Origin of the sequence: Kitasatospora sp. NPDC057692 (assembly GCF_042799475.1) — a bacterium.
Lineage (GTDB): Bacteria > Actinomycetota > Actinomycetes > Streptomycetales > Streptomycetaceae > Kitasatospora.
In genome coordinates this window covers 1-5,870 of record NZ_JBHVIV010000176.1, presented here as the reverse complement: position 1 = coordinate 5,870, position 5,870 = coordinate 1, and the positions used below count along the sequence as shown (strand labels likewise).

General features: G+C 70.3%; 4 protein-coding genes and 1 pseudogene. 2 read left to right on the top strand and 3 right to left on the bottom strand.

Going from position 1 to position 5,870, the window contains the following annotated elements:
• Positions 1 to 48: 48 nt before the first annotated feature.
• The 3 genes from ACFVFS_RS40465 to ACFVFS_RS40455 form a co-directional block, all read right to left on the bottom strand.
• Positions 49 to 624, bottom strand: a complete 576-nt coding sequence (locus ACFVFS_RS40465) for a TerD family protein (protein WP_380630119.1) — start codon at positions 622 to 624, stop codon at positions 49 to 51.
• Positions 625 to 796: 172 nt separating this feature from the next.
• Positions 797 to 1,255: a peroxiredoxin gene (locus ACFVFS_RS40460; RefSeq protein ID WP_380630118.1), complete on the bottom strand. Its 459-nt coding sequence runs from the start codon at positions 1,253 to 1,255 to the stop codon at positions 797 to 799.
• A 273-nt stretch (positions 1,256 to 1,528) separates the two neighbouring features.
• A complete protein-coding gene (locus ACFVFS_RS40455) occupies positions 1,529 to 1,966 on the bottom strand; it encodes a DUF3052 domain-containing protein (RefSeq protein ID WP_380630117.1) in 438 nt (145 codons plus the stop codon).
• 516 nt (positions 1,967 to 2,482) lie between these two features.
• Between ACFVFS_RS40455 and aceE the strand changes: the two genes are divergently transcribed.
• Positions 2,483 to 5,233, top strand: coding sequence for a pyruvate dehydrogenase (acetyl-transferring), homodimeric type (gene aceE, locus ACFVFS_RS40450; protein WP_380630116.1), 2,751 nt, complete (start codon positions 2,483 to 2,485; stop codon positions 5,231 to 5,233).
• A 250-nt stretch (positions 5,234 to 5,483) separates the two neighbouring features.
• Positions 5,484 to 5,870, top strand: a pseudogene (locus tag ACFVFS_RS40445) (hypothetical protein); the annotation flags it as partial.

Here is a 5,870-nt window from a genome sequence, read left to right as displayed (position 1 = left end):
GTGTATAAGAGACAGCTCCCTGCACGGGCCGTCAGCGGCCCGCCCGACTCAGACGTTGACGCCGAAGTCCTGGGCGATCCCGCGCAGGCCGGAGGCGTAGCCCTGGCCGATCGCGCGGAACTTCCACTCGGCGCCGTTGCGGTACAGCTCGCCGAAGACCATCGCGGTCTCGGTGGAGGCGTCCTCGGTGAGGTCGTACCGGGCCAGCTCCTTGTTGTCCGCCTGGTTCACCACGCGGATGAACGCGTTGCGGACCTGGCCGAAGTTCTGCGACCGGTTCTCGGCGTCGTAGATGGACACCGGGAAGACGATCTTCTCCACGTCGGCCGGCACGGTCGCCAGGTTGACCTTGATCGCCTCGTCGTCGCCCTCGCCCTCACCGGTGAGGTTGTCACCGGTGTGCTCGACCGAGCCGTCGGGGCTCTTCAGGTTGTTGAAGAAGACGAAGTTGCCGTCCGCGCCGACCTTGCCCTGGTCGTTGCAGAGCAGTGCGCTGGCGTCCAGGTCGAAATCCGTGCCCGTGGTGGTGCGGACGTCCCAGCCGAGGCCGACCACCACGGCGGTCAGGCCAGGGGCCTCCTTGGTGAGCGAGACATTGCCGCCCTTGCTCAGGCTGACACCCACTTGTCCTCCAAGATTCGGGAGGCACTCCTCGGTGCCCCCGTGGTGCGGTCAGGGGCTCCGGCGGTGGAACCGTCCCGGGCCTCTGACCAGCCAACGAGCCGATCGTAGTGCGGGGTTCCCGTCCGCGCCGGGGAACCGGCCGGACGGGGGCGGGGCGAAGCCCGCGGGCGGCTCAGAGCGCGCCGACGGCCGCCAGGTACTCCTGCTCGTCACGGGCGTCCGGCAGGCCGTTCACGACGCTCCAGCGGACCACGCCGGCCTTGTCGATCACGAAGGTGCCGCGGACGGCGCAGCCCTTCTCCTCGTCGAAGACGCCGTAGGCGCGGGAGACCTCGCCGTGCGGCCAGAAGTCGGAGAGCAGCGGGAACTCCAGGCCCTCCTGGTCGGCGAAGACCCGCTGGCTGAAGGGCGAGTCGTTGGACACGCCGAGCACCTGCACCTCGTCGTTCTGCAGGCGCGGCAGCTCCTTCTGGATCGCGCAGACCTCGCCGGTGCAGACACCGGTGAACGCGAACGGGTAGAAGACCACGACGACGTTCTTCTCGCCCCGGAAGTCGGAGAGCCGGACCGGCTCGCCGTGCTGGTTCCTGAGCTCGAAGTCCGGAGCCTCGGTGCCGATCTCGATGGCCATGCGGGGACCTCTCCCACTCGACGCGACTGGGCCGCGCGGGTGGCGCGACGAGCGCCATCCTCGCATTCACCGGGAGCGGTTGAGCCGGACGGGTGAGCCCTGTGCCCTCCGGGGCCACCGCTTTCGCCCTGGGCGAACGGTTCGGCCGTCCGGAAGCCCGCCGGACGCCCTCGGGCCGGCCGGAGCGCCGACCGGGGCCGGCCCGCCGGAAAAACGACCGGGCCCCGCCGGAGGATGCTCCGGCGGGGCCCGGTGCGGCCCGTCAGGCGGCGCTCAGCGCTTGCCCGGCTTGGCGGTCGACTTGGTCGCCAGACGGGTCGCGGCCCAGTCCTTGGCGACCGCGATCGAGCTCGTCTGGGAGAGGCCGGAGGTCTTCGCGGCGTCGGCGATGTCCGAGGCCTCGATGTGGCCGTCCCGGCCGGTCTTGGGCGTCAGCAGCCAGATCAGGCCGCCTTCGGCCAGGTATTCCAGGGCGTCGACGAGGGCGTCGGTGAGGTCCCCGTCGTCGTCGCGGTGCCACAGCAGGACGGCGTCGGCGACGTCGTCGTAGTCCTCGTCGACGAGATCCGTCCCGGTGATCTCCTCGATGCCCTCGCGGAGGTCCTGGTCAGTGTCTTCGTCGTACCCCAGCTCCTGGATGATCTGGCCCTCTTCGAAGCCGAGACGGGCTGCCGGGTTGGACTTGTCCGCGGGGTCCGCGGTCGCGCTCACGGGAATAACCTCCAGTATTCGGCCCGGCGTCCATGCCGGGGCTGTGGCCGTAGTCCACACGGGCGCGGCGGTTCGCGCAAGTACCCGACCCCCGATCCCCTCCAAAGGTTGACGTGTCGCGCCGGGACACGCCGGGCGACGTGTCGGGAATCACACCGATTTGCCCTTCTCTGCATAGGACAAGGATGCTTCGGGAGGTCCTGGTCCACAGGCCGTACGCACGCCCGAGATGCGAACGGCATTCGGGTCCGCGCGTGCGCGGGCGTAGAGTCTCCTGTTGGCCCTCACCCCGGCCGTCCGCCATCGGACGGAAGGGAAACCAGGTCGGACCACCTCTGTTCGTAACACCCGGGGGTGCGCGGCCCGGACGACACTGTCCGAACCGCACATCACCAGACCGCTCCTTCTGTCAGGGAGAGCGGTTACCGATCGGTAGAGATGACGGATCTCCGAGCGCGGTAGCACGATGGAGGCGGCGCGACACACCTCAGTTTCGACCGACAGTGAAGGAACAGCGTGGCTTCCGGATCCGATCGCAACCCGATCATCATTGGCGGCCTTCCGAGTCAGGTCCCGGACTTCGATCCCGAGGAGACCGCGGAATGGCTGGAGTCGCTCGATGCGGCCATCGACGAGCGGGGGCGTGAGCGTGCCCGCTACCTGATGCTGCGGCTGATCGAGCGCGCCCGCGAGAAGCGTGTCGCCGTGCCCGAGATGCGCAGCACGGACTACGTCAACACCATCGCCACCAAGGACGAGCCGTTCTTCCCCGGCAACGAGGAGATCGAACGCAAGATCCTCAACGCGACCCGCTGGAACGCCGCGGTGATGGTCTCCCGGGCGCAGCGCCCGGGCATCGGCGTGGGTGGCCACATCGCCACCTTCGCCTCCTCCGCGTCGCTCTACGACGTCGGCTTCAACTACTTCTTCCGCGGCAAGGACGCCGAGGGCGAGTCCGGCGACCAGATCTTCTTCCAGGGTCACGCCTCCCCCGGCATCTACGCCCGCGCCTTCCTGCTGGACCGGCTCAGCGAGCAGCAGCTCGACGCCTTCCGCCAGGAGAAGTCGAAGGCCCCCTACGGCCTCTCCAGCTACCCGCACCCGCGGCTGATGCCGGACTTCTGGGAGTTCCCGACCGTCTCGATGGGCCTCGGCCCGCTCGGCGCGATCTACCAGGCCCGGATGAACCGCTACCTGGAGCACCGCGGCATCAAGGACACCTCCGACTCGCACGTGTACGCCTTCCTCGGCGACGGCGAGATGGACGAGCCCGAGTCGCTCGGCCAGCTGTCCCTGGCCGCCCGCGAGGGCCTGGACAACCTCACCTTCGTGGTCAACTGCAACCTGCAGCGCCTCGACGGCCCGGTCCGCGGCAACGGCAAGATCATCCAGGAGCTGGAGTCGCAGTTCCGCGGCGCCGGCTGGAACGTGATCAAGCTGGTCTGGGACCGCAGCTGGGACCCGCTGCTCGCCCAGGACCGCGACGGCGTCCTGGTGAACAAGCTGAACACCACGGTGGACGGCCAGTTCCAGACCTACGCCACCGAGACCGGCGCGTACATCCGCGAGAACTTCTTCGGCGGCGACCTGCGGCTGCGCAAGATGGTCGAGAACATGACCGACCAGCAGATCCAGCACCTGGGTCGCGGCGGCCACGACCACGCCAAGGTCTACGCGGCCTTCAAGGCGGCCCGCGAGCACAAGGGCCAGCCGACCGTCATCCTGGCGCAGACCGTCAAGGGCTGGACGCTGGGCCCCAACTTCGAGGGCCGCAACGCGACGCACCAGATGAAGAAGCTGACGGTCGAGGACCTGAAGCGCTTCCGCGACCGCCTGCACCTCCCGATCACGGACAAGCAGCTGGAGGAGGGCTACCCGCCCTACTACCACCCGGGCCGTGACTCGGAGGAGATCCAGTACATGCACGACCGCCGCAAGGAGCTGGGCGGCTACGTGCCGACCCGCAAGGTGCGGCCGCGGCAGCTGGAGCTCCCGGGCGACGACGCCTACAAGGCGGTCAAGAAGGGCTCCGGCAACCAGACCATCGCCACCACCATGGCGTTCGTCCGGGTGCTCAAGGACCTCATGCGGGACAAGGGCATCGGCAACCGCTTCGTGCCGATCGCGCCCGACGAGTACCGCACCTTCGGCATGGACTCGCTGTTCCCCTCGGCGAAGATCTACAACCCGCTGGGCCAGACCTACGAGTCGGTCGACCGCGAGCTGCTGCTGGCCTACAAGGAGTCGCCGTCCGGCCAGATGCTGCACGACGGCATCTCCGAGGCGGGCTGTACCGCCTCGCTGATCGCCGCCGGCTCGTCCTACGCCACCCACGGCGAGCCGCTGATCCCGGTCTACGTCTTCTACTCGATGTTCGGGTTCCAGCGCACCGGTGACCAGTTCTGGCAGATGGCCGACCAGCTGGCCCGCGGCTTCGTGATCGGCGCCACCGCCGGCCGCACCACGCTGACCGGTGAGGGCCTGCAGCACGCCGACGGCCACTCGCACCTGCTGGCCTCGACCAACCCCAGTGTCGTCGCGTACGACCCGGCGTACGGCTTCGAGATCGCGCACATCGTGCAGGACGGTCTGCGCCGGATGTACGGCTCCAGCGCCGAGCACCCGCACGGCGAGGACGTGTTCTACTACATGACCGTCTACAACGAGCCGATCAAGATGCCGGCCGAGCCGGAGAACGTGGACGTCGAGGGCATCCTCAAGGGTCTGCACCGGTACGCCCCCGGCACCGCCGGCCAGATCCCGGCCCAGATCCTCGCCTCCGGCGTGGCCGTGCCGTGGGCCCTGGAGGCCCAGCGGATCCTGGCCGACGAGTGGAACGTCAAGGCCGACGTGTGGTCCGCGACCTCCTGGAACGAGCTGCGCCGCGACGCGGTGGAGGCCGAGGAGTTCAACCTGCTGCACCCCGAGGAGCAGCAGCGCGTCCCGTACGTGACCAGCAAGCTCCAGGGCGCCGAGGGCCCGTTCGTCGCCGTGTCCGACTGGATGCGCGCGGTGCCGGACCAGATCTCCCGCTGGGTGCCGGGTCAGTACCAGTCGCTGGGTGCCGACGGCTTCGGCTTCGCCGACACCCGCGGTGCGGCCCGTCGCTTCTTCCACATCGACGCGCAGTCGGTCGTGCTGAGCGTGCTCACCGAGCTCGCCAAGCAGGGCAAGGTCGACCGCAGCGCGCTGAAGGACGCGATCGACCGCTACCAGCTGCTCGACGTGGCGGCGGCCGACCCGGGCGCCGCGGGCGGCGACGCCTGAGCGCACCGCTGATCCCCTGAGGGGCCGGTCCCCCCGCCGTGTGCGGGAGGGCCGGCCCCTCTGCCGTGGGCGCCCGGGAGAGGGGCGGAGCCGCCGGGCGCGGAGTTCCGCGCCCGAACCATCCGGATCGTCCCGTTGCCGGAGCCGCTTCCGCCGGTCCGGAGCAGGACGGGTGGCGGTTCCCTCTTAACCTTCCCGAGAGTCACGCTTAAGGTGTCCTTCCAGGGGGCGAGGGGAGGGGGCCGGTATCGTGCGCGCACCGAGGACGGGGGCCTTCCCCCTGGCACTGCTGGTCGGCGTGACGACCGGCGCCCTGCTGTCCCAGCTGCTGCCCGCTCCGGAGGAGCTCGGCGGGCCCGCGGTGTCCCTGCCGGCCGCCCAGGACCGGGTCCCGCTCGACCTGCCGCCGGTGCCGGGGCCGTCGCTTCCCGTGCCCGCCCCGGGTGCACCGCCCGCTGCCGCCGACCCCGGAGCCGTCGCGCCGACGGCGCCCGCGGACGCCGGGGCCGGGCCGCCCGCACCCCCGGCCGACCCGTCGGCGCCACCCTCGGCGCCCGCCGCTCCCGCCGCTCCCCACGACCGGACCCGGCCCGGCCGCGAGCCCGCCCTCGGACTCGTCTCCGCCGAGGTGCAGCCG

What these genes read in the sequence shown, in the direction of transcription:
- ACFVFS_RS40460 (WP_380630118.1), bottom strand. Translation starts at nt 1,255, where the DNA reads ATGGCCATCGAGATCGGCACCGAGGCTCCGGACTTCGAGCTCAGGAAC.